The sequence below is a fragment of the Catellatospora bangladeshensis genome (assembly GCF_016862575.1).
In the GTDB taxonomy this organism is placed as follows: Bacteria; Actinomycetota; Actinomycetes; order Mycobacteriales; family Micromonosporaceae; genus Catellatospora; species Catellatospora bangladeshensis.
Genome location: NZ_BONF01000066.1, coordinates 1 through 23,261 on the forward strand (window position 1 = coordinate 1; position 23,261 = coordinate 23,261).

Annotated in this window: 16 protein-coding genes and 1 pseudogene; 10 read left to right on the top strand and 7 right to left on the bottom strand. The window is 70.8% G+C overall.

What is annotated here, in order from left to right; translation table 11 throughout:
- The 3 genes from Cba03nite_RS38220 to Cba03nite_RS38230 form a co-directional block, all read right to left on the bottom strand.
- Positions 1-1,166 (bottom strand): N-acetylmuramoyl-L-alanine amidase (locus tag Cba03nite_RS38220; RefSeq protein WP_203757244.1); only part of this gene is annotated, 1,166 nt, incomplete at its 3' end.
- A 38-nt stretch (positions 1,167-1,204) separates the two neighbouring features.
- A complete protein-coding gene (locus Cba03nite_RS38225; RefSeq protein ID WP_203757245.1) occupies positions 1,205-2,653 on the bottom strand; it encodes an FG-GAP repeat domain-containing protein in 1,449 nt (482 codons plus the stop codon).
- Between the two features lie 255 nt (positions 2,654-2,908).
- Positions 2,909-3,913: a LacI family DNA-binding transcriptional regulator gene (locus Cba03nite_RS38230; RefSeq protein ID WP_203757246.1), complete on the bottom strand. Its 1,005-nt coding sequence runs from the start codon at positions 3,911-3,913 to the stop codon at positions 2,909-2,911.
- Between the two features lie 274 nt (positions 3,914-4,187).
- Between Cba03nite_RS38230 and Cba03nite_RS38235 the strand changes: the two genes are divergently transcribed.
- From Cba03nite_RS38235 to Cba03nite_RS38265, 7 genes are all read left to right on the top strand, one after another.
- Entirely contained in the window at positions 4,188-6,782 is a 2,595-nt protein-coding gene (locus tag Cba03nite_RS38235; protein ID WP_239126334.1) for an FG-GAP-like repeat-containing protein, read from the top strand.
- Positions 6,783-6,989: 207 nt separating this feature from the next.
- Positions 6,990-7,670: a KpsF/GutQ family sugar-phosphate isomerase gene (locus Cba03nite_RS38240; protein ID WP_239126335.1), complete on the top strand. Its 681-nt coding sequence runs from the start codon at positions 6,990-6,992 to the stop codon at positions 7,668-7,670.
- A complete protein-coding gene (locus Cba03nite_RS38245) occupies positions 7,667-8,701 on the top strand; it encodes a ribokinase (RefSeq protein WP_203757248.1) in 1,035 nt (344 codons plus the stop codon). Before Cba03nite_RS38240 ends, Cba03nite_RS38245 begins: the two co-directional genes overlap by 4 nt.
- Positions 8,702-8,815: 114 nt before the next feature.
- On the top strand, positions 8,816-10,186 hold the full coding sequence (locus tag Cba03nite_RS38250; protein ID WP_203757250.1) for an ABC transporter substrate-binding protein: 1,371 nt from the start codon (positions 8,816-8,818) through the stop codon (positions 10,184-10,186).
- 49 nt (positions 10,187-10,235) lie between these two features.
- Positions 10,236-11,222, top strand: a complete 987-nt coding sequence (locus tag Cba03nite_RS38255; protein ID WP_203757253.1) for a carbohydrate ABC transporter permease — start codon at positions 10,236-10,238, stop codon at positions 11,220-11,222.
- Positions 11,212-12,045, top strand: coding sequence for a carbohydrate ABC transporter permease (locus tag Cba03nite_RS38260; protein ID WP_203757255.1), 834 nt, complete (start codon positions 11,212-11,214; stop codon positions 12,043-12,045). The genes Cba03nite_RS38255 and Cba03nite_RS38260 overlap by 11 nt, the downstream gene beginning before the upstream one ends.
- A 25-nt stretch (positions 12,046-12,070) precedes the next feature.
- Positions 12,071-13,165, top strand: coding sequence for a glycoside hydrolase family 172 protein (locus Cba03nite_RS38265; protein WP_203757257.1), 1,095 nt, complete (start codon positions 12,071-12,073; stop codon positions 13,163-13,165).
- Between the two features lie 59 nt (positions 13,166-13,224).
- Here Cba03nite_RS38265 and Cba03nite_RS38270 read toward each other — a convergent pair whose 3' ends face one another.
- Positions 13,225-13,845, bottom strand: a complete 621-nt coding sequence (locus Cba03nite_RS38270; RefSeq protein WP_203757259.1) for a hypothetical protein — start codon at positions 13,843-13,845, stop codon at positions 13,225-13,227.
- Positions 13,846-14,016: 171 nt separating this feature from the next.
- Positions 14,017-14,691, bottom strand: coding sequence for a macro domain-containing protein (locus Cba03nite_RS38275; RefSeq protein WP_203757261.1), 675 nt, complete (start codon positions 14,689-14,691; stop codon positions 14,017-14,019).
- Between the two features lie 176 nt (positions 14,692-14,867).
- Between Cba03nite_RS38275 and Cba03nite_RS38280 the strand changes: the two genes are divergently transcribed.
- Entirely contained in the window at positions 14,868-16,472 is a 1,605-nt protein-coding gene (locus Cba03nite_RS38280; RefSeq protein ID WP_203757263.1) for an ADP-ribosyltransferase domain-containing protein, read from the top strand.
- Between the two features lie 84 nt (positions 16,473-16,556).
- Here the strand turns inward: Cba03nite_RS38280 and Cba03nite_RS38285 are convergent, their stop codons facing one another.
- Positions 16,557-17,624, bottom strand: coding sequence for a hypothetical protein (locus Cba03nite_RS38285; RefSeq protein ID WP_203757265.1), 1,068 nt, complete (start codon positions 17,622-17,624; stop codon positions 16,557-16,559).
- Between the two features lie 344 nt (positions 17,625-17,968).
- On the opposite strand from Cba03nite_RS38285, the pseudogene Cba03nite_RS40740 reads away from it, so the two are divergent.
- Positions 17,969-19,063 (top strand): annotated as a pseudogene (locus tag Cba03nite_RS40740) (phosphorothioated DNA-binding restriction endonuclease family protein); the annotation flags it as partial.
- 106 nt (positions 19,064-19,169) lie between these two features.
- Here the strand turns inward: Cba03nite_RS40740 and Cba03nite_RS38290 are convergent.
- Positions 19,170-22,445, bottom strand: a complete 3,276-nt coding sequence (locus tag Cba03nite_RS38290) for a glycoside hydrolase family 172 protein (RefSeq protein WP_203757266.1) — start codon at positions 22,443-22,445, stop codon at positions 19,170-19,172.
- Between the two features lie 253 nt (positions 22,446-22,698).
- Here Cba03nite_RS38290 and Cba03nite_RS38295 point away from each other — a divergent pair.
- Positions 22,699-23,261, top strand: a 563-nt coding sequence (locus Cba03nite_RS38295; RefSeq protein WP_203757267.1) for a M23 family metallopeptidase, incomplete at its 3' end; no start/stop codon positions are given.

Genomic DNA, 23,261 nt, shown 5'->3' on the forward strand with positions numbered 1-23,261 from the left:
CCCGCCAGGTACTGCCCGCCCCCGCCGCCGGAGTTGACCAGCGACATGTAGTAGTTCCAGTTCCAGTGCGGACCCGGGTCGGTGTGGTCGTTGCCCGGCATCTCGTTGTGGCCCTTGATGAAGCTGCGGGTCTTCGGGATGCCCCACTTGTTGGCCAGGTGGCGCGACAGGTTCGCCGACGAGCGGTACATCGCGTCGGTGAACCAGGCCGGGTTGTCCACGAAGCCCTCGTGCTCGATGCCGAGCGCGTACGGGTTCGCCGAGCGGGCGTGGTAGGCGGTGTCCTCGTCGCGCACCATCTGGGTGACCTCGCCGTTGCTGGACTTCACCACGTAGTGCGCGCTGACGCCCGCCGACGGGTTCTGGAACCAGCTGATGGTGCCCGCGTACGAGCCCTGGGTCACGTGGATGACGATCGTGGTGATCGCCGCCGAGCGGCCCGCGCCGTAGTTGCCGCCCGCGGCGGCGATCCAGCGCGCGCCCGGGTACTGCGGCACCGGCACGGCGGCCGCGACCACGCCCTGCGGCGCGGCCGTGGACACCTCCCCGGCGGTCTGCACCTTGGCGAAGCGGCCCAGCTCCGGCCGCACCCGGCTGGCGGCCACCGACACGACGCCGGTGTCGGTGCGCGCGACGAGGCCGTGCTGGAGCACCTCGTACACGTGGTCGGCGGACAGCCGCGCGGTGGCGTCGCTGCTCGCGCCCGCGTAGGCCGCGACCACCGGATACCAGGCCGCGATCCGGCCGCGGTCCGCGCGGGTGAGGCCCTGCCGGTCGGCGTACGAGCGCAGCACCGCCGCCGCACCCCGCACGTTGGCCGCGGCGTCGTTCTTGAGCGCCGCCGCGTCGAGGCCGGTGAGCTGCGCGGCGAGCGGCAGGCTGCGGTTGCGGGAGTTGTCGGCCAGGTGCATGACGCCGTAGCCGTTGTCCTGGCTGGGCAGCCCGTCGTGGTCGATCAGCCGGGTTTCGCCGTAGCCGACCGCGACCAGCAGGTCACGCGGCACCTGGTAGGTCTTCGCCGCGGCGGCGAAGGCCGCGTCCAGGCCGGTGGCGGGGGCGGGCGCGCCGGACGCCGCCGCGGGGGCGACGGCGAGCAGCAGCGCGCCGCTGAGCGCGGCGCCGAGCAGGGTCGCCGCCCGGCCGCGCCGTGGGGACAGGGGTTTCACGGATTCCTCCAGTACGCGAGGGGTGTGCGCGGGTGAGGTCACAGCGTGGTCTCGCCGTTGAGACCGAAGAAGTCGTGCCACTTCACGCCGCCGGCGAAGCCGCTGCCGGTGGACAGGCCGACGTACACGTCGTTGGTGGCGCCCTTGGTGAAGACCACGGCGTCGTCCCTGCCGTCGCCGTTCACATCGGCCAGGTACGGGAACTCCCCGCCGAGGCAGAAGAAGTCGTTCCACTTGACCGTGGTGCCGACGAAGCCGCTGCCGTTGGACAACGCGGCGTACACGTCGGCGTCGGCGTTGCAGGTGAACGTGACGATGTCGGCCTTGCCGTCGCCGTTGACGTCGCCGACGCGCGGCAGCTCGCCGCCGACGGCGAACAGGTCGTGCCATTTCTGGCTTGCCCCGAACGACGAGCCCGTGGACAGTGCCACGATCACGTCCGCCGCGGTGGCCGGGCCCTGGGTGAACGTGATCAGGTCGGCGCGGCCGTCGCCGTTGACGTCGGCCACGGCCGGGTACTCGCCCGCGATGGAGAAGTACTCGTGCCACTTCACGCCCGCACCGAAGCTGCTGCCGGTGGACAGGGCGACGTAGACGTCGCCGCGGCCGTCGTGGGTGAAGGTGATGATGTCGTCGCGGCCGTCGCCGTTGACGTCGCCGACCGCGGCGATCTCCGCGCCGGGCGCGAACCAGTCGTGCCACTTGGCGCCGCCGGTGAAGCCGGTGCCGGTGGACAGGGCCACGTACACGTCGGCGCTGCCGCCGCTGTTGTTCGAGCCGTGGGTGAAGGTGATGACGTCGTCGCGCCCGTCGCCGTTGACGTCGCCGGTCAGCGGGGTCTCGCCGCCGACCGAGAAGAACTCGTTCCACTTCACCGAGGTGCCCGCGAAGGCGCTGCCGGTGGAGGCGGCGACGTACACGTCGGCCAGGGTGCCCTGGTTGAACACGACGACGTCGTCCCTGCCGTCACCGGTGAAGTCGGTCGGCGACCCGGCGTGGATGTCGAAGACGCGCCGCGCGCTCGCCAGCAGGCTGTTGGCGGTTCCGGCGACCTGGTCGTATCGGTCGGGGAAGCCGGAGCGCTGCACGCACTGGGCGACCTGGCCGGGGGAGTAGGACGGGTTGTTCCGGTCGCAGGTGATCGCCCGGCTGAAGTACTGGATCGAGGCGTAGACCGGATCCATGATCTGCTCCGGGGTGCCCCAGCCGTAGTCCCAGCGCTGCTGGAACACGCCGAGGCTGCTCTTGTCGCCGCACGGCAGGTTGTTCATGCGCGACTCGACCCAGCCGGCCTCGAAGCCGGAGAGCATCACCTTGTCGTTCACGTTGAGTGACTTGCCGACCCGGTAGACGGTCAGCGTCACGTTCGGGTCGGCGGTGGACGGGATGGACGTGCAGGCGGCGTGGGCGGGGGTGGCCAGGCCGACGGAGACGAGGGCGGAGGTGAGCAGAACGGGGGCAGAAAGCATCGCGAGCAGACGTCGCATGACCGCTCCTGGGGATGGGGGAGTGCCCGCGGATCGCGGGCAGACTTGACTCGCCGGTTGTCTGAAACCGGCTCTGACCAGCAGTTCAGTGGTCACTTTCCGGCGGGCCGACGCGTACGGCCGGACACGGAATCGTAGGCGGTGAATGGGTGCCCGCGAAATTAGCAACCACTGTGGAGGGTCGTCAAGTAAAGAATCTACATCGAGGTAGATCAATCAAGCGCGCACCGCGCGCGTACACGCATGCGCGCGGGGTCAGCTCGCGGCGGACCGGGCGGAGCTCTCCCGCACCTTCAGCTCGGTACGCAGAGTGACCGTCGACGGGGGCCGGGTCGGCTCGGCGATGCGCTCGGCCAGCAGCAGCGCGGCGGTGCGGCCCAGCTCGTAGGTGGGCTGCACGACGGTGCTCAGCGACGGCCGCACCAGGTGCGCCCACGGGATGTCGTCGAACCCGACCACGCCCATCCGGTCCGGCACCGGGATGCCCCGGTCGACCAGGCACTCCATCGCGCCGACGGTCATCAGGTTGTTCGCCACGAACACCGCGTCGGGCTGCTCGCCCTCGTCCAGCAGCGCGGCCATCGCCTGGTAGCCGCCCTCCTGGCGGAAGTCGCCGTAGCGGACCAGGTCGTCGGTGGCCGGGCGGCGGTGCGCGCGCAGGGCCTTGGCCCAGCCGCGCTGGCGCTGCTGGGCGGTGGGCAGCCGGCGCGGGCCGCTGATGCAGGCGATGCGCTGGTAGCCGGCCGCGATCAGCTGCTCGACCGCCAGCTCGGCGCCGTGCTCGTTGTCGACCAGCACGCTGTCCACGGCCGCACCGCGCACCTCACGGTCGATGGCGACCACCGGCGTGCCCGCCTCGATCAGGCGGTTGACGTTGGCCGGCTTGCCGGTGGAGGAGATGATCACGCCGGCCATCTGCTCGGCGAGGGCGGCCGCGACGTAGCGGGCCTCCTTGGCCGGATCCTCGTCGCTGTTGCACAGCACCACCGAGTAGCCCGCGCCCTGCGCGACGTCCTCGACGCCGCGCACCATCGACGTGAAGAACGGGTTGCCGATGTCGGAGATGATCACGGCCCAGATGCTGGTGCGCTGGCGGCGCAGGTTGCGCGCCAGCGCGTTGGGGCGGTAGTCGAGGTCCCGCATGGCCTGCTGCACCCGGGCGGTGAGCGCGGCGTCCACGCTCGCGCGCCCGTTGACCACGCGCGACACGGTTGCGGCGGACACGCCCGCCTGCCGCGCCACGTCGTAGATCGTTGCCATGGGTCCTCGCCTTCGCCGCGTCTGACGTGGCCCCCGATGGTCCCACCTCCGGCGGCTGCGACGGCGGCGGACCGTGGCGGGGGCGCCTCGGAGCCTAGCAGGAGAAATCGATTCCCAAGCGTCTGAAAGTTTTCGCCAGGGTCCGGCCACATCTTGACGATGAAAAACCGTCGATGTAGCTTGCGTCAAGAAATCGATTGCTCGCGCCACACTCCGCGACTCCGACCGTCGGCAACCGACACACGAGCGCTCCTCCGTCCCCCGGGAGAATGCGATGCGCCTGCCTCACCGACTACTGCCCGCCGTGCTCGCAGCCGGGCTGCTGGCCGCCGCCGCGGCCGTGACACCGCCGTCCGGTCCGGAGCAGGCGCCCCGGCTCGTACCCGCGGCGTCCACGCCGCCGGCGAGCACCTTCTTCGCCACCACCTCGATCGGCTCGCGCGCCACCACCCAGGCCAACGGTGACGGCGACCTGTGGGCCAACTGCTGGTCCGACGACGACCACGTGTACACCGCGCACGGCGACGGCAAGGGCTTCGGCGGCACGTTCTCCGACATCGGCGTCAACCGGGTGACCGGCATGCCCGGCTCGCTGGTGGGCACCACCCTCGCCCTGGGCGACCAGGTCGGCCAGGTGTGGACGGCCAACCACACCCGCAAGCCCACCGGCATGGCCTGTGTCGACGGCGCGCTCTACCTCGCCGTGCAGGACCTGGCGCTGGACTTCGACGACGCGCCCGCCGCGACGATCGCCCGCTCCAACGACAAGGGCCGCACCTGGACCTGGAACCGGTCCGCGCCGATGTTCGGCGGCGGCGCGTTCACCACGATCATGTTCCTGGACTACGGCAGGAACTACGCCAACGCGATCGACGGCTACGTGTACGCGTACGGCCTGGACCACAACTGGCGCGACTCGTTCGCCAACCGGGTGCCGGACCCGGTGGACGTGTTCCTGGCCCGGGTGCCCCGCGCTCAGATCCAGACGCGCTCGGCCTGGCAGTTCGTGTCCGGCTTCGACGGCTCGGGCAATCCGCTGTGGTCGTCGAACATCGCCAGCCGCTACCCGGTGCTGCACGACGACCGGCGCATCTACCCGGACGTGTACACCGCCGGGCGGGTGCGCAACCTCAGCGTGATCAGCCAGGGCGGCGTGGTCTACAACAAGCCGCTGAACCGCTACCTCTACACCTCGTGGACCGAGTACACGTTCGAGTTCTACGAGTCGCCCACCCCGTGGGGCCCGTGGAAGCCGTTCGTCAGCAAGGATTTCGGCGGCTACCCGTGGACCACCAGCAAGCACGGCGGCTACGCGACCACGCTGCCGTCGAAGTACATCAGCGCCGACGGGCGCTCGGCGTGGCTGCAGTCGAACGTCTGCCCCTGCGGCGGCGGCGGGACGGCCGTCTACACCTACTCGCTGCGCCCGATCTCGCTGGTGCCGTACACGCCGACCAGCGCGGCCAACGGCTACGACCCGGCGCGCAACCTGGCCCGCGAGCCCGGCACGGTGCCCGTCGAGCGGGTCGCCCACTACGGCAACACCCACTTCCTCAACGACAACGTGCGCAACGTCAGCGAGGACGACTGGAATGACGAGCGCAAGCCCGAGAGCTGGTGGGGCTACACCTGGCCGCGCCGGTACGCCATGAACAAGGTCGTGTTCACCTCGGGCGCGGGCTTCGCCGACGGCGGCTGGTTCGCCGCGAACCTGCGGGTGCAGGTGCGCCGCAACCACCAGTGGACCGACGTGCGCGGCCTGAAGATCTCGCCGCTGTACCCGTACAACAACACGGCCGTGCCGTACAAGACGTACACGCTCGGCTTCGACCCGGTCGACGGCGACGGCATCCGGATCATCGGCGCGCCGGGCGGCACCCGCACCTTCACCTCCATCGCCGAGCTGGAGGTCTACTTCGGCAGCTACGCCGGCATGCCGCTGGCCGGATCGTCCACCGACCTGACCGGCGACGGCAGGGACGACGCCGTCGTGTTCACCCAGAACGCGCTGGCCGACGTGTACGTGGGCGCCTCCACCGGCTCCTCCTTCAACGGCGGGGTGAAGTGGCACGACATGTTCTCGCTGCCCGGCGAGACGCCGCTGACCGGCGACTTCAACGGCGACAACAAGGACGACCTGGTCACCTTCACCCGCGGCACGCTCGGCGACGTGTACGTGGCGCTGTCCAACGGCGGCGGGCTCGGGGCCAGCACCAAGTGGCACGAGTGGTTCGCCCCGGCCGTCGAGTCGCCCGGTGTCGGCGACTTCAACGGCGACGGCCGCGACGACATCGTGACGTTCGTGCAGGACGGCAACGGCGACGTGTTCGTCTCGCTGTCCAGCGGGTCCTCGTTCGGGGCCGCCGCGAAGTGGCACGAGTTCTTCGCCCCGCCCGGGGAGTTCCCCGCGGTCGGCGACGTGAACGGCGACGGCCGCGACGACATCATCACCTTCACCCAGGGCAACACCGGAGACGTGTACGTGGCCCTGTCCACCGGCGCCGGGTTCGGCCCGGGGCTGCTGTGGCACGACGCCTACGCCTGGGGCGGCCAGACGCCGCGGGTCGGCGACGTCAACGGCGACGGCCGAGCCGACATCGTCGCCTTCGTGCAGGGCAGCGACGACGTGTACGTGGCACTGTCCACCGGCAGCGGGTTCGGGGCGGCGGCACTGTGGCACAACGCGTTCGCGCCGCTCGGGCAGTTCCCGTACCTGGGTGACGTGAACGGCGACGGCCGGGCCGACGCCATCGCGTTCAGCAGCGACGGCGAGGCGGACGTGTTCGCGGCGCTGTCGAACGGCTCCTCGTTCGGCACTGCGGTCAAGTGGAACGACTTCTTCGGCCTGCCGGGGGAGACCGCGTTCTGACGTAGACCGCGCGTCGGGCAGGGCGGGCCCCGGGGGGTGTCCGCCCTGCTCGGCGTGCCCGCGTTTGCGCAGGTCACCGTCGGATATCGATTGCTCGATCGTCCGATCTGTCTAGTTGACAGACTCCGATTCAGAGGCTTAGGTTCCCGGAAATCGATTTCTCAGCACGGCCCCGGGCCGAGGTGGGAACGACCCGACGAAGGGACCATGGTGACGACGCATTCGGCCGGTGCCAACGGCCAGCAGGCGCCGGAGCCGGCGGCAGGCCCGCCGAGACCCCGCGACCCCGGCATGGACGCCGCGCGCGAGACGCTGCTGCGCGAGGCGGAGGCGATCACCGCTCTCGTCGAGCGGCTCGGCGACGAGTTCGGCGCGGTCGTCGAGGCGATCCTGGCCTGCCGCGGCCGGGTCATCGTGTCGGGCCTGGGCAAGTCCGGCCTGATCGGCCGGAAGATCGCCGCGACGCTGGCCAGCACCGGCACGCCCACCCACTTCGTCCACGCGGCCGAGGCGCTGCACGGCGACTCCGGCATGGTCACCCCGGCCGACCTGCTCATCGCGATGTCGGCCTCCGGCGAGACCGCGGAGGTGTGCGCGTTCGCGCGGATGGTGGCGGCGCGCGGCACCCAGGTCGTGGCGCTGACCGGCCAGCCGAAGTCCACCCTGGCCGCCCTCGCCGGATACACCCTCGATGTCACCGTCGACCGCGAGGCGGACCCGCTCAACGTCGCCCCGACCGCGTCCACCACCGCGACGCTGGCCATGGGCGACGCCCTCGCCTCGGCGCTGATGGTGCGCCGCGGCTTCACGTCGCACGACTTCGCCGGCTTCCACCCGGGCGGTTCGCTCGGCCGCCGGCTGCTGGGCACCCCCGAGGAGGACCGATGACCCCGGCCGACAACCAGGCCTTCGACGTCTGCGTACTGGGCAGCTTCATGAAGGACCTGGTCGCCCAGGCGCCGCGCCGGCCCGGCACCGGCGAGACGCTGCGCGGTCTCGGCTTCTACGAGGCGCTCGGTGGCAAGGGCCTGAACCAGGCCGTGGCCGCCGCCCGGTCCGGCGCGCGGGTGGCCATGGTCGGACGGCTCGGCGCCGACCGCTACGGCGAGGAGTTCCTGCTCATGCTCGCCCAGGAGGGCATCGACGCGAGCCACGTGCGGCGCGACGAAGCCCGTGGCACCGGCGTCGGCCTGCCCGTCGTCGAGCCGTCCGGGGCGAACTCGATCATCATCGTGCCCCGGGCCAACGACGCGGTCACCGTCGCCGACGTCGAGGCCGCGGCCGGGGTGATCCGGTCCAGCCGCATCCTGCTGGTGCAACTGGAGCTGCCGGTCGACGCGGTGGTCGCGGCGCTGCGGCTGGCCCGCGCGGCCGGGGTCGTCACCGTGCTCAACCCCGCCCCGTACGCCGAACTGCCCGGTGAGATCGCCGAGCTGGTGGACGTGCTGGTGCCCAACGAGGTCGAGGCCGAGCAGCTGACCGGCCTGTCCTGCCGGGGCGACGCGGCGCTGGGCGTGGCGATGAAGCTGCGCGGCGCCTACGCCGGGGCGGGCGTGGTGGTCACGCTCGGCGGCCGCGGCGTGATCGTGGCCGACCGGGAGGATCCGGCCGGCGGGGGCAGGTGGCGCATCAACGCGCTGAACGCGTACGACGTGGACGTCGTCGACACGGTCGGGGCCGGTGACGCCTTCTGCGGCGCGCTCGCGGCCCGGCTCGCGGGCGGCGACGGGCTGCTCACCGCGGCGGAGTTCGCCGTCGCCGCGGGGGCGCTGGCGGTCACCCGCCACGGCGCGGCACCGGCCATGCCGGACCGCGCAGAGATCACCGGCCTGCTTTACGGGCCGGGCGGCGCATGGTCATCGCGGCATCCCGCCGCGCTGGCGTCCGCACCGGAGGCGGCCACCGCGAGTGGTGCCTGACCGCACTCGCGGTAACGGTGCGTACCAAGAGATCCACGCATTCCCCTGCGGCGTTACGATCCGTCCCCACGTGTCACCGCCGCAGCTCACCCCCTCATACAGGAGGCGTTAAAGATGGCGCACGACTACCGGCCGACCGACGTCAGCCGTCGCTCCCTGCTGCGCGGCGCGGCCGGCGGCCTCTTCGGGGCGGCCCTGCTCGGGTCCACCCCGCTGCTGACCGCGTGCGGCTCCGGCTCCGGCAGCGGCGGCAACGCCAAGGAGCTGGTGTTCTGGAACTTCTACGGGCCCAACCCGGACGGCAACGCGCAGAGCAAGTGGTTCACCGACCTCGTGGACAAGTGGAACGCCGACAACGAGGTGAAGATCAAGCTGCACTACCTGCCCGTGTCGGAGTACCTGGGCGGCACCGCGCTGCAGACGGCGTTCTCGTCCGGCGCCGGGCCGGACATCTTCATCATCAGCCCCGGTGACTTCCTGCGGTACTACAACGGCGGCGTGCTCACCGACCTGACGCCGCACCTGGCCTCGGGCGCGCAGGCCGACTTCGCCGACGGGGTGCTCGACACCCGCACCGTCGACGGCAAGGTCTACGGCCTGCCGATGGAGATCGAGCCGCTGGCGATGTACTACAGCGTCGACGCGTACGAGAAGGCCGGCCTGTCCGAGGCCGACCTGCCCAAGACCTGGGACCAGCTGCTCGACGTCGGCCGCAAGCTGACCAGCGACAAGCGCTTCGGCGTGCTGTTCGAGACCGCGCCCGGCTACTACCAGAACTTCACCTGGTACCCGTTCATGTGGATGGGCGGCGCGGCCGCGGTCGGGGCCGACGGCAAGTCCGGTTTCGACAACGACGCCGTGCACAAGGCGCTGGGCCTGTGGCAGAGCGCGGTCAAGAACGGCATCTCCCCGAAGAAGCCGCAGGGCGACGGCGCCGGCAACGCCGTGGCGAACCTGGCGTCGGGCTTCTGCGCCATGCAGCAGACCGGCATCTGGTCGATCTCCCAGCTGGAGACCGACGCCAAGGACTTCAAGTACGGCGTCTTCCCGCTGCCCACGCCGACCGGCGGCACGTACACCACCGACATGGGCGGCTGGGCGTTCTGCGCCAACGCCAAGGGCGCCAACCCGGAGGCGGCGGCGAAGTTCATCACCTGGGCGCTCGGCTCGACCGACGCCGACGGGGTCGAGCGGATGCGGCAGTGGAACACCGTCGTCAAGACCAACGTGCCCTCGCGCAAGTCGGTCAAGGAGGCGGCGACCAAGGCCGGGGCGTTCGAGAAGCCGGCGCTGAAGACGTTCATGGAGCAGGTCGCCCCCGGCGGGCGGGCCGAGCCGCGCTACACCCCCGAGGTTTACAAGGCGATCTCCGACGCGATCCAGGCGACCATGCTCGGCGGTGCCGTGCCCGCCACGGCCGCCGCCGAGGCGTCCGCGAAGATCGACGCCTTCCTGTCCGGGTACAAGGGCGCTCCGATCATCTGAACCGGCGCCCTCCGGCGTCTCGATCCTCCGAACCAGAAGCGGAGTCACGGTGACAGTCGTAGAACGACCGCAACCGGGCCGCACGAGCCGGCCGGGGCCTCCGCCCCGGCCGGCCCCGGCGCCCCGGGAGCACACGAAAGGGGCGGCCGGGCAGCGCAGGCGCCGCGAGGCGCTGGCCGCGTACGCCTTCCTCGCCCCGGACGCGCTCGGCCTGCTCGTCTTCGTCGCGCTGCCGATGGTGCTGGCGCTGGGCGTCTCCCTGTTCGAGGTGGACGGCTTCGGCGGGTACACCTTCGTCGGGCTGGACAACTTCGCGCAGCTCGGCGAGGACACCCAGTTCTGGCAGAGCCTGCGGGTGACCGGCACCTACACGGTGCTGTTCGTGCCGCTGGTGTTCCTGGCCGGGCTGGGCCTGGCGCTACTGGTGCGCGACCACTTCCCCGGGGTCGGGGCGGTGCGCACCATGCTGTTCGCCCCGCACGTCATCAGCCTCATCGTGGTCGGCGTCGCCTGGCAGTTCCTGCTGGTCGACAAGCAGGGCGCGGTGCCCGGCCTGCTGCGGCCGTTCGGCCTGGGCGACGTGTCGTTCCTCGGCGAGCCGGGGCTGGCGCGGTGGACGCTGGTGGCCATCAGCGTGTGGTTCCTGATGGGATACCAGATGCTGATCTTCCTGGGTGGGCTCAAGGACATCCCGGGGGAGTACACCGACGCCGCGATGATCGACGGGGCGGGGTCCTGGCAGCGCTTCCGCCACATCACCTGGCCGCTGCTCAAGCCGACCAGCTTCTTCGTCGCGGTCAACGCCACCATCGGCGCGGTGACCGGCCTGCAGGCCTTCGACCTGGTGTTCGCGCTGACCAAGGGCGGCCCGGCGGGCGACACCACCACCGTCGTCTACTACATCTACCAGCAGGCGTTCACGTTCAACCACTACGGCTACGCCGCGGCGCTGACCACCGTCGTGGTCGGCTTCCTGGTGCTGGCCACCGGGCTGATGTTCGCCGCGACCCGGGGAGGCCGCTTCCATGCCGAGTGAGTCCCGCACCGCCGGGGGCCCGCGCCGCCGGATCGGCCTGCGCGCCGTGGTGGCGTACCTGATCGCGCTGCTGACCGTCGCGCCGCTGCTGTGGCTGGTGCTGACGGTGTTCAAACCCGCCGAGGAGGTGTTCCGCAACGGCCTGCCGAGCCGGTTCACCCTGGACAACATCCGGTACGTGCTCACCGAGGTGCCGTTCGGGCGCTACCTGTTCAACAGCGCCCTGGTGTCGCTGGTGGTCACCGGGGTGGCCCTGATACTGCACTCGATGGCCGCGTACGCGCTCGCCCGGCTGCGCTTCCCCGGCCGCACCGTGTTCTTCTACGGCATCGTGTCCACGCTGCTGGTCTCGCTGCCGGTGATCCTGGTGCCGCTGTTCCTGGTCGTGCGCGAGCTGGGGCTGCTGGACACGTACGCCGGGCTGATCCTGCCCGCGATCTTCCACGCCTTCGGCATCTTCCTGCTCCGGCAGTACTACCTCAACCTGCCGCGCGAGCTGGAGGAGGCCGCGGACCTGGACGGCTGCGGCTACTTCCACCGCTGGTGGCGCATCGTACTGCCGCTGAGCAGGCCCGCGCTGGCGTCACTGGCGGTGCTGTTCTTCCTGGCCAACTGGAACGCGTTCCTGTGGCCGGTCACCGCCACCCGCGACCCCGACCTGCGCATGGTCCAGGTGGGCATCTCCACCCTGCAGGGCCAGTACGGCTCGGCGTGGAACCACCTGCTCGCCGCGACCGTCATCGCCGCCGTCCCGACCGTCATCGCGTTCCTGGCCGGCCAGCGCCGCCTGGTCGAGGCCATCAAGACCTCCGGCCTCAAATAGCACCCCTATATAAGAGGAGTAAGTCATGAGCTACGGGCGATTCGGCTCCAGCCTGCGCGACCTGCCGCGGCTGCGCCACAGCAGGCGCCGGCGCGCCTCCAGCTGGGACCGCACCGGCGGCAACGACGACCGGCTGACCGTCCAGCCCGGCGCCACCGCCGTGCTCGCCGACATCGAGGGCCCGGGTTCGATCAACCACATCTGGTGCACCGTGGCGCTGCCCGGCAGGGACGTGCCGGACCAGACCGAGACCGACTACCTGCGCCGGCTCGTGCTGCGCATCACCTGGGACGACGCCGCCGCGCCCAGCGTGCTGGTGCCGCTGGGCGACTTCTTCGGCATGGGCCACGCCAAGACCCGCAACTTCGTCTCGGCGCCGCTGCAGATGAGCCCGCAGGACGGCAAGGCGTTCAACAGCTGGTTCCACATGCCGTTCGCGTCCCGGGCCAAGGTCGAGCTGATCAGCGAGCTGACCGACCAGCCCGTCTTCTTCTACTACTACGTGGACTACGAGCTGTACGAGCCCGGCGCCGCCGCCGACATCACCGCCGAGCTGGGCTACTTCCACGCGCAGTGGCGCTGCGAGCGGCCCACCGACGGCATCGCGCAGGGCACGTCCAGCCACCGCGAGTTCCAGTGCGAGGGCGAGAACCTGACCGGCGACGGCAACTACGTCATCCTCGACGCGGTCGGCAAGGGCCACTACGTGGGCTGCGTGCTCAACATCCGCAACCTGCGCCAGACCAGCGACTGGAACTGGTACGGCGAGGGCGACGACATGATCTTCATCGACGGCGAGCCGTTCCCGCCCAGCCTGCACGGCACCGGCACCGAGGACTACTTCAACACGGCCTGGTGCCCGACCCAGGAGTACCACGCGCCGTACCACGGCATCACGCTGCCGGGCGGGGAGAACTGGAGCGGCGACATCTCGCTCTACCGCTTCCACGTCGAGGATCCGATCACGTTCACCGAGTCGATCCGGGTCACCATCGAGCACGGCCACGCCAACAAGCGCTCCGACGACTACAGCTCGACGGCGTACTGGTACCAGACCCTGCCGCACCGCCCGTTCGGCCTGCCCCCGGTCGCGCAGCGGGCGGCGATCCCGCCGTCCTGACCTGGCCGGAGCGTCAACCTGTGCGAGCGGGTCCGCCCGGGCGGACCCGCTCGGCTCGGTCAGGGCCGGACCGGTACGCCATACTTCGGCACCGCCTGGAACGGCAGGTCGGGCACCCACTGCGACTCCCCGGCCGGGATGCAGTTCGCCTCGATGACCGTGCCCAGGCCGTCGCAGTGCTGCGCGGACAGGGTGAGGTAGACGGCGAAGGTGTGCTCGCCCGGCCGGACCGGCTTGAGCACCGGCGACGGGAACGCCGAGAACGGCAGCCCGTCGGCGCCGACGAAGCCGGTCAGCAGCACCTCGCGGCCGGCGGTGACGACACGCTCGTGCGGCGTCCCGGCGTCGACCACGTAGCGCGCTCCGGTGAACTTCGCGTTGAAGTCCTCGATCGGATCGGGCAGCTGCGGCACGTACCCGTCCGGGTAGACGGCGTCCGCGGCGTCGGCGGCCGTGATCCACGGCGACCCGACCATCACCCAGCGCTCGCCCGCGCGCACCTCCCGGCAGGTGCTCGGCCCGACGATCCGCTGCTCGATCCCGTACAGCTGGTTCAGGTCGGTGCCGTCCGGTGTGACGCAGGGCGGCGGGGTCTGCGGCGCGGCGTGGGCGGCGGCCGATCCGGTGGTGGCCGCGATCGCGGCGCAGGCGAGGGCGATGAGCAGACGCAGTGGTCTCATGGCGGGTTCTTTCGGTGCGCAGGTGAATTACCGCAGGTCACGCGGCATGCACAGGATCCACCTGCGGGCTCCGGCAGTCGATGTGGACACGCCGGACAGCCTTGTCACGGCGGCTCACAACTTCTGTGTTGTACCCACAACACAGAAGTTGTGAGCCGGGCTCGCAGGCTGTCAGCGGCGGCGGCGCGCGGCCGGCGGGGCGATGCGGACCCGCTCGGTCTCGGGGCGGCGCTCGATGTCGTGCAGCTGCTCGGTGACCGTGGTGCGCAGCTCGTCGTAGCTGTCGAACGAGCTGTCCTGGAACAGCATGTAACCGGCCCACATCAGGTTCGCGCACACCTGCGGCGGCACCTTGCCGGTCGCCGCGCCCATGCCGACCAGCGCGATCGAGCCGATGCTGCCGGGCTCCCGCTCGTTCTGCATGTGCACGGCCTGGAAGGCGGCGGCGCAGGCCAGCGCCGTGTTCAGGGTCTCCCGGACGTTCTGCGCCTGCTGCGTCATGGTCGGCGTCGAGATGAGGAACCTCGGGTTGGCCGCGCCCGACGGCACGCACACCGCGCTGCCGATCGGCAGCGACCCGCCGAACCCGTCCCGGATCGCCCGCTGCACCCGCAGCTGGATCCCGGCGCCGAGGTGGCGCTTGACGACCGCGTCGACGCCGCCGCTCATCAGGCCGTGCGAGTTGGTCGGGCTCACCCACGCGTCGACGTGCTGGTCCAGGATCGAGCCCTGCACGATCCGCACCTCGGGGGTGTCGGCGAACGCCGAGCGCCAGGCCTGCACCACCTTCGCGTTCACATCGGTCAGCACCACGGCGAGGGGCGAGGTCACACGGTCAGTCGTCATGGCGCACTCCGGTCGGGAGAAGGGGATGTCGTCGAGCGGGCAGACCATAACGACACCCGCCGACAAAGTTCGGATCGGACGGTCGCCGCCCGCCGAATGTCCGCGCCCGGTGCTACGGTGCCGCCGCCTTGATCCCACCGGCGGTCCCACCCCGCCCACTTCCCCCGGAGCCGACGATGAGCGACACCCCGACGACACCCGACCCGAACGACCCGCTCGGGCTGTCCGCGCTGTTCCAGGGCGGCGGCGAGCCGTGGCTGCCGCTGCTCAAGCCGGTCATCGAGGCGCAGCCCGCGGCGCACACCTTCATCGGGCCGGGCCGCAGCTCGAAGGTCGTCCCGGTGCGGGAGCTGACGTTCCAGGCGCTCAAGCCGAACCCGCCGCACAAGTGGAAGGTCGTCGTCTTCGGCCAGAACCCCTACCCGCGGCCGGAGAGCGCCACCGGCATCGCCATGTTCGACAACACCTTCCACAACTGGGACGACAGCCAGTTCGGCAAGGTGATCAGCATCCGCTGCATCATCAAGGCCGCGGCGATGTGGAAGCACGGCATCCCCAAGAAGACGCCGATCGCCGACATCCGCGCCCTGCTGCGCAAGCACGACACGGTGCAGCCGCCCGAGTGGTTCCAGGCCATGCTCACCCAGGGTGTGCTGCTGCTGAACGCGTCCCTCACCGCCAGCAGTGACGACGCGATGGGCACCGACCAGCACACCGGGTTCTGGAAGCCGACCGTCGAGAAGATCGTCGAGGAGATCCTGAAGGCCAAGCAGGACGCCGACGAGGAAGACCGGGGCGTCGTCTTCGCCTGGTGGGGGGCACACGCCCGCAACCTGAAGAACGTCGTGGTACGCCTGCAGAAGAAGTACCCCGGCGTCGAGGTCCGCCACATCGACCACCCCAACCCGGCCGCGCAGGGCGACATCTTCTGCGACGGCGACCACTTCGGCCTGGTCAACACCGCGCTGCGGGCGCTCGGCGCCGACGAGGTCGACTGGCTGCCCGCCAAGGGCTGGAGCGCGTCCGCGACCGGCGGCGGCGGGACCGAGCCCGGCACCGCCGACCGGATGGGCGCGTTCATCGCCTCCACCATGGAGCTGCACAAGCTCTACCTGGAGCGCCTGGAGAGCGTCAAGGACGAGGGCCTGGCCCTCCCGGAGATCACCGGCGTGTTCGACACCCCGCTGCTGGACTTCCGCGAGGCCGTGGCGCCTGCCGCGAAGGTGCTGTCGGGCCTGGGCTGGCACGTCACGCGCTCCCACGACTTCGGCGTCCAGCACGCGGAGGGGACCGGCCTGTCCGCCGACGAGGCCGCCGCGCTCTACCTCTACACCTGCGAGTCGGCCTTCTACCGGCAGATCAACGCCGCGCTGCGCCACCCCGACCGCACCCGGATCGTGCCGTACCTGCCCTACCTGCGGCTGCTCTTTTCCGCCGTGTCGCAGCTGCCGGCCCGCACCGAGCCGGTCTGGCGCGGCGTGCGCCTCGACCTGCGCTCGCAGTACCCGCTGGGGGAGACCGTGACCTGGTGGGGCGTGTCCTCGTGCACCTCGAAGCTCAGCGTGGCCGAGGCGTTCATGGGACGCAGCGGCAGGCGCACCCTGTTCGAGGTGACTCCGGCGCGGGCGGTCGGCATCCGCCGGTTCTCGGCGTTCACGGGCGAGGAGGAGTTCCTGCTGTCGCCCGGCACCCAGCTCAAGGTCACCGACGTGACCAGCGAGCGCGGCGGTCTGTGCACGGTGAGGCTCACCGAGCTGGCCGACCAGGGCATGGTGCGCTAGCCCGCAGGGCGTGTATGCCTGCGCGGCCCGCAACTTCCGGGTTGCATTGGAAACCCGGAAGTTGCGGCCTGCGCAGGGGGAGTACTACCGCCGACGCTGCCACCAGCGACGCTTCGCGGGTGGCTCCGGCTCGTCGCCGGCCTGGTCGGCACGGGCCAGGACCACCGCGGCCAGCGCCCGGTCGTCCTCGGTGCAGCCGGGGGTGACCAGCAGGAGCTGGGCGAGGGACTCCTCGATGGTGACCAGCCGCGGCGACGCCTCGGCCGCGTCGAGCCGTGCCCGGACCAGCCCGCGCACCTCCGCGCGCAGTTCCGGCTCCCGGTACGCGGCGGTGACGAGCGCGAACAGGGCCGCGTCGGACACCCAGTCCTCGACGCCGAAGGCCAGGTCCACCAGGACCGTGCGCCGCGTCGAGCCTGCCCACGGCTCGTCCGGGGCGTGATGCAGGATGCCCAGGCACACCCAGGGCTGCAGCAGCCGGTACCAGTAGGTCGGGGTGGACTTCGCCAGGTGCTGCCAGCGGAGCGTGTCCGGCGGGCCGGGCAGGTGCGCGAGCAGCCCGAGCAGGTCGTCGAGCGGCAGCCCTCCGAACGGCTTGGCCTGCACCCACCCCGACAGCGGGGACGGCCACGGCTCTTCGGCGACCTCGTGCAGCACCCGGATCGCGTCGGCCGAGGGCGCGGGGACGGCCGGTGCCGGGGCGGTGCCGTCGTAACGCCACACCACGTACCGGGCGGGTATCCGGATCGGACTCCGGATGTCGGGTGCCGGGAAGTCGGCGACCTGCACCTCCAGCGGCCCCGCCACGCGCTGGGCGGCCGTCACGGCGCTGGGCGGCTCCGCCGCGGACAGGGCGGCGCCGGTGATCTCGAGCTGCTCGCCCGACGCGCGCCGGCCGCCGACCGCGTCCGCCAGGTTGCAGATCGCCTCGGTGGGCATCGGCACCCAGTTGAGCCAGCGCCGTTTCGCGCCGGCCATGGCGAACAGGATCTCGGTGGTCGCGCACGCGTGCGGATCGTCCTCCACCGCGACCAGGTCCGCGACGTCACCTGTCTCCCGGAACCGCAACGCGTGCCGCGCCGCGTCACGATGCCGGAACTCGGGGTCGGCGGCCATCCGCCGCAGCTCGGCGTCAACATCGTCCGCAAACATGGCGCGCAGCCTAACAACCGGGCCGCCGATGTGCTGACCGCTGGGAAGTTCTAGGTGGATCCAGGTTAGTCGTGCGAGCAATGGCCATCGGCCGTACAGGCCACTCGCTCGCGGAAGGCTCAGGAACGAGGATCGTCCGGTAGGTCCGAGATCATTTAGTCATGCGGTGGATGGCGCCACCAGCGCGGTCGCGTGACGCTGATCGAATGACGGCCCGACTTCTCCCTATGCACCAGAAGCTTCGATACGCCCAGGGTGCGAGCCGGACACAGCCGGAGCTGGACGGGTTCGTCAACTACCACTTCATGACAACTCCCAGTGGGGATGTCGATGTCCCGAAGCTGATGTTGGAGAAGGGCATCAATCCCGCTGCGGTGATCTCGGCAGGGGGACTGCCTCGTAGGCCGGTGATCGGCATCCGGTCCAGCCCTTGGAAGGCAGGCCACGAGACCAACCCCTGGCACGACAAGTTCGACTTCGACAACGGGCATGTCAGTTACTTCGGGGACCACAAACCAGGTACTGGCGGGATGATCGGTGCTACGACAGGCAATCGGGTCTTGCTGGACGCATGGAAGCTGCACTCGTCGGGTTCGATGGAGATGCGTCGTCAGGCACCTCCGCTGCTCCTGTTCCGATCGACAACGGTGCCCGGCGACCGAGGGCCCGTGGTCAAAGGCCATGTGGAGTTCTGTGGGGTTGCTGTCATCCAGCACCTGGAGGAAGTCGAGCAGGTCGATGTCGTGACCGGAGTGGGCTTCCCCAATTTGCGGCTCGACTTGGTCGTACTCGATCTCGCAGACAACGACGATGCTCTTGACCTGCGATGGATCGACGATCGCCGGGATCCCACCATGCCCCTGCAGTCCACCGAACGGCACGCCCCCAGGTCTTGGAGAACCTGGGTCGAGAGGGGTCGACCCGCGATTCCGGGGGTGCGGCGTCGAACGCCCTGGGCCAGCTCGCCACTTGAGCAAAGATTGCAAGCGCAGTTGGACAGAGCCGAAATCCTGACTGCGATCGATGAGCTTTCAGTGGATCGTTCCTCCGGTGGGGCAGCACCCCACAAGCCGTTAACGCTGCTATGGGCTATTGGTCGGGTCAGTGCGGGTGAGACTCGCTTGGTCGAGTGGCGGGAGTTTCGGGCGAGCGTCGGGTCTTTGATGCAGCGGTACGTGCCGCTTGCGGAGCGGGTCAGGCCGGAGTACCCGTTCTGGTATCTACGCAACGACAGCGTTCTTTGGGAGACCGTGGGACTCGACGGTAGTCCCACGGCAACGCCGCGGCTGCACGAACTCGACCAGCGAAACCCCTATGGAGGCCTGACGGAGTGGGCCACACGTCGACTCGAGGATCCACTGACCAAGGCGCGGGTGATCCGCACCCTGCTGACACGGTACCTACCAGACGTCGACCATGCTGAGCTCCTTGCTGACGTCGGGCTGAGCGGGTATGAGTCCGCGGCCGGCGACCTGGCTGCGATTTCACCGGTGACGGTGAGCCTCAAGAGAAGATCGCCAGTTCAGATTCCGCTGCGTAACCAGGTCAGGGCTGCAGGCCCGGCCGGGGGAGGTCGGTGCCGGGGGCGAAGCCGTCGTGCCACTTCCAGCCGTTCTGGACGTACCGGCTGCCGTCCGACAGCGACACGAACACGTCGGCGGTGCTGCCACCGGTGTAGGTGACGACGTCGGCCCGCCCGTCGCCGTCGAAGTCGCCGACGCCCGGCGTCTCGGTGCCGATGGCGAAGCTGTCGTGCCACTTCACCGGGGTGCCGAAGGCGGTGCCGGACGAGCGGTACACGTACACGTCGGCGGTGCTGCCCCGGCTGAACGTGATGACGTCGTCGCGGCCGTCGCCGTCCGCGTCGCCCAGGGTGGGCAGGTCGGTGCCGGCCGCCACCTGGTCGTGCCACTTCCAGGCGTGCTGTACGAACCGCGCCCCGTCCGACAGCGCCACGAACGCGTCGGCGGTGCTGCCCCGGGTGAACGTGACGACGTCGTCGCGCCCGTCGCCGTCCACGTCGCCGACGGCGGGCAGCTCGGTGCCGAACCCGAAGTTCTCGTGCCACTTCTGGCCGGGACCGAACGCCGTGCCGGTGGACAGGGCGACGTACACGTCACCGGTGCTGCCCAGGGTGAACGTGATGATGTCGTCGCGGCCGTCGCCGTTCACGTCGGCCACGGCCGGGGTCTCGGTGCCGATCGCGAACCAGTCGTGCCACTTCACGCCCGCCCCGTACGCGGTGCCGGTGGACAGCGCCACGTACACGTCGCCGGTGGTGCCGCGGGTGAAGGTGACGATGTCGTCGCGGCCGTCGCCGTCGAAGTCGCCGGTCAGCGGCAGTTCCTGGTCCACGGCGAAGAAGTCGTGCCACTTCGTGCTGTTCGGCACGAACCGCGAGCCGTCCGAGACGGTGGCGTACACGTCCGCGAGCGTGCCCCGGGTGAAGCCGACCGTGTCGTCGCGCCCGTCGCCGTTGACGTCGGACACGGTGCGGCCGCGCGCCGTGCCGCCCACGACGGCCGAGGCGGGGCCGACGTTGCCGGCCGCGTCGAGCGCCACCACCCGGTAGTACCACGTCTGCCCGGCGCGCAGCGGGCCGTGCCGGTAGCCGGTGCCGGACACGGTCGCGCGCAGGTTGGCGGCGGTGACCGGCACGTCCGAGCTTTGTGACGCGTAGACCCGGTAGGCCGTCGCGCCGACGTTGTCGTTGGGCTCGGTCCAGGCCAGGCCGAGCGAGTGCACCCGGGAGCCGGTCAGCTGGAGGCCGGTGGGCGCGGCCGGGGCCGAGCTGTCGGTGAACGGCGTGACCAGGCTGAGCGCCGTGTAGCGGGACGCGCTCCAGGACGGTGCGCCCGCCGCTGGGGTGAGCGTGACCGTGATGCTGCTCTTGCCCGCGGTCAGCGCCGTGGGCAGGGCGAACTCGTCGGCGAGCCAGCGCTGCGCGCCGTTGCCGAGCGGCTGCAGCCAGGTGCCCGCCGCCGCGCCGTCCACGGTCACCGCCGCCTGCTGGTAGGGCTGCTGCTGGTCGCCGACGCGGCGCAGGCGTACCCCCTGGTTGCCGGGGTCGACCGCGACCCGGAAGCTGATCGGCCCGCTGCCCGCGCGGACCTGGCCGCTGATCGTCGTGAGGTCGTCGTCGCCCTCGAAGACCGAGGTCAGCGCGGTCTGCGTGCCGCTGTCGGTGTACGCGTGCGCCGCGCGGCTCGCCGCGTCGGTGACCACCACGGAGTCGGTCCGCGCGGTCGCGACCGTGGGCTGGGTGTAGAGGAACGCCGTGGAGCCGTACTCGGCGGGCTCGTTGTCGGACGGGCCGTGCTCGATGCCGAAGCGCAGCGCGGTGCTCCAGCTGATCGCGTCACCGATGGTCAGCCGGTATGCCGTGTCGCACTCGTCCGGGCAGGTGGCGGTGCGGCGCAGGTGCCCGGGGTTGCCGGTGAACACGCCGCTGTACTCGCCCCGGTTGAAGTACCACCCGGACTCGTAGAAGTCCTCGGTGCCCGTGCCGTGCCAGGCAGGGCTGGGCGAGCCGTCGACGTGCACCCGCTCGTCGCCCTCCAGGTAGTTGCGGGTGTTGCCGGCGGCGATGTGGCCGCGCATGGTCTGCGTCAGGCCGACGAACCGGCCCCGCCCGGCCTGGTCGGCCACCATCCAGTCGCTGCCGAGGACCGCCTCGGCCCGCCGGGACCGGGTGCTGAAGTAACCGGCGGTGCCGGTCGCGGCGAGCCGGTCCGTCCACTGGCTGCCGGGCGTGGAAGTGATCTCGGCCTGCACCCCGGACACGGTCCCGCCGGTGGTGTTGGCCAGGGTGATGGTGGCGGAGCCGCGCAGCGGCATCGGCCACCACGAGCTGTACCAGCCGCCCGCCGCGGTGTCCATCGCCGACATCAGCGAGCGCACGTGCCGCTCGCCGAGGCCGGAGCCGAAGAACTCGCCGACGGGGGAGTCCACGGTCTGCCGCCCGTCGAAGGTGATCCGCAGCCGCAGCCCGTTCAGCACCGCCTCGGTGGCGCTGCCGTCCGGGATGCGCAGCCGCAGCGCCGACACGGCACGCGGGCCGGTCAGGTTCGCCAGCGTCGCCGATCCGCCGGCGGGCACGGTGACCGTGGTCGCGGTGGTGCTCGCGCCGGGCTGGGCGGGCTTGGGGTCGCGGGTGCCCGCGGCGCGCAGCAGTGCGATCACGTCGTCGGCACGGTCGGCCGGATTGAAGGTGCTGATCCCCGTCGCGTCGGCGAACCTCCGGTAGCTCACGTGGTGGAACAGCGGGTTGTACTGCGTGGTGATCCGCATGGACTGCCGGTACGGCATCGGCACCTTGACGGTGACGCCGCCCGAGGTCTGGTCGGCGTTCGTCACCAGCGGGTAGCTGAACGGCGCGCCCAGCCCGCCGTTGACCAGGTGCTGCAGGTTCGTGTCGACGACGGTCACGCCGTCCAGCTCGATCCGGATCCAGCCGGTCGCGGACACGTCGCCGCTGTCGCGGGTGAACCAGATCGACTGGACCTCGCCAGGCCCGCGGTCCTCGGCGATGACGCACCCGCCGGACTGGCGCAGGCACGAGTACGCCCCGCTGAAGCCGTCGTCGTTGGAGCCGTCCCGGCCGAAGCTGGAGAACTGCCGGGTCTGCGTGCCCGCGGCGAGCAGCGGCAGCTCGTCGAGCCGCCGGTAGACGTCCCAGCCGACGGGACCCCGGTCGGCGGCGGCCGCGACCACCACGGCCGCCGCCGACCGGGCGGGGACCCCCGGAGGCGCCCCGCTCACGGGAGCCGCGACGCCGAACGTCGCCAGCAGCACCCCCACTGTCATGGCCACCCGACGCATCGCTGCCTCCGTGCAGTATAGAAATCGATTGCCGAACAGTTTGGACAGTGCGCCTCAGTGATGTCAATGAGCCGTCCATCGTGGATCGCTGAGAACTGCTGCTGATACGCGGGAATCTGCTCCGTCACGGTGCGGTGACACTCGGGGCGTGTCCACTTGGCATTGACACACGTGAGGTCCGTGACGAGACTCGGGACATCGATTTCTCTGACCCCCCATCCGGCCGCATCCCCCGCGGCCGAGAGGAGTTGCCATGGGCCGCAGCGCCCGCCATGTCCTGCGCACCCTGCTGGTTTCCGTACTGGTCGCCACCGGCATCACCGTCATCGCCCCGGCCGCCGCTCAGGCGGCACCCCTGTTCAAGGCCCCGTTCCCCTGCGGTCAGCGGTGGACCTACAGCCACCACTCGGCCGAGGTCCGCCAGGCCCTGGACTTCGTACGCGCCGACGGCGGCGTCACCAACGGCACGCCCGTGCTCGCCTCCGCCGCGGGCACCGCCTACCGCTTCTCACAGCCCAGCGGGGCCGGCGACTACATCGCCATCGAGCACGGCGGCGGCTGGAAGACGTACTACTTCCACCTCAGCGCGTACTCGGTGCCCAACGGCGCGCCCGTGGCGCAGGGCCAGGTCATCGGCCTGACCGGCAGCACGGGCAACTCGTCCGGCCCGCACATCCACTACGAGCAGCTGCTCAACGGGGTGGGGCAGGTCATCGCCATCAACGGGCAGTCGCTCGCGCCGTACCCGGGCTCGTACAACCAGAAGTACCTGGTCAGCGACAACTGTGGCAGCGCGCCCCTGCTACCGCCGGCCGG

Coding starts and splice junctions, on each gene's coding strand:
- Cba03nite_RS38225 (WP_203757245.1), bottom strand. CDS start 2,653: ATGCGACGTCTGCTCGCGATGCTTTCTGCCCCCGTTCTGCTCACCTCC.
- Cba03nite_RS38230 (WP_203757246.1), bottom strand. CDS start 3,913: ATGGCAACGATCTACGACGTGGCGCGGCAGGCGGGCGTGTCCGCCGCA.
- Cba03nite_RS38235 (WP_239126334.1), top strand. CDS start 4,188: ATGCGCCTGCCTCACCGACTACTGCCCGCCGTGCTCGCAGCCGGGCTG.
- Cba03nite_RS38240 (WP_239126335.1), top strand. CDS start 6,990: ATGGTGACGACGCATTCGGCCGGTGCCAACGGCCAGCAGGCGCCGGAG.
- Cba03nite_RS38245 (WP_203757248.1), top strand. CDS start 7,667: ATGACCCCGGCCGACAACCAGGCCTTCGACGTCTGCGTACTGGGCAGC.
- Cba03nite_RS38250 (WP_203757250.1), top strand. CDS start 8,816: ATGGCGCACGACTACCGGCCGACCGACGTCAGCCGTCGCTCCCTGCTG.
- Cba03nite_RS38260 (WP_203757255.1), top strand. CDS start 11,212: ATGCCGAGTGAGTCCCGCACCGCCGGGGGCCCGCGCCGCCGGATCGGC.
- Cba03nite_RS38265 (WP_203757257.1), top strand. CDS start 12,071: ATGAGCTACGGGCGATTCGGCTCCAGCCTGCGCGACCTGCCGCGGCTG.
- Cba03nite_RS38270 (WP_203757259.1), bottom strand. CDS start 13,845: ATGAGACCACTGCGTCTGCTCATCGCCCTCGCCTGCGCCGCGATCGCG.
- Cba03nite_RS38275 (WP_203757261.1), bottom strand. CDS start 14,691: ATGACGACTGACCGTGTGACCTCGCCCCTCGCCGTGGTGCTGACCGAT.
- Cba03nite_RS38280 (WP_203757263.1), top strand. CDS start 14,868: ATGAGCGACACCCCGACGACACCCGACCCGAACGACCCGCTCGGGCTG.
- Cba03nite_RS38285 (WP_203757265.1), bottom strand. CDS start 17,624: ATGTTTGCGGACGATGTTGACGCCGAGCTGCGGCGGATGGCCGCCGAC.
- Cba03nite_RS38290 (WP_203757266.1), bottom strand. CDS start 22,445: ATGCGTCGGGTGGCCATGACAGTGGGGGTGCTGCTGGCGACGTTCGGC.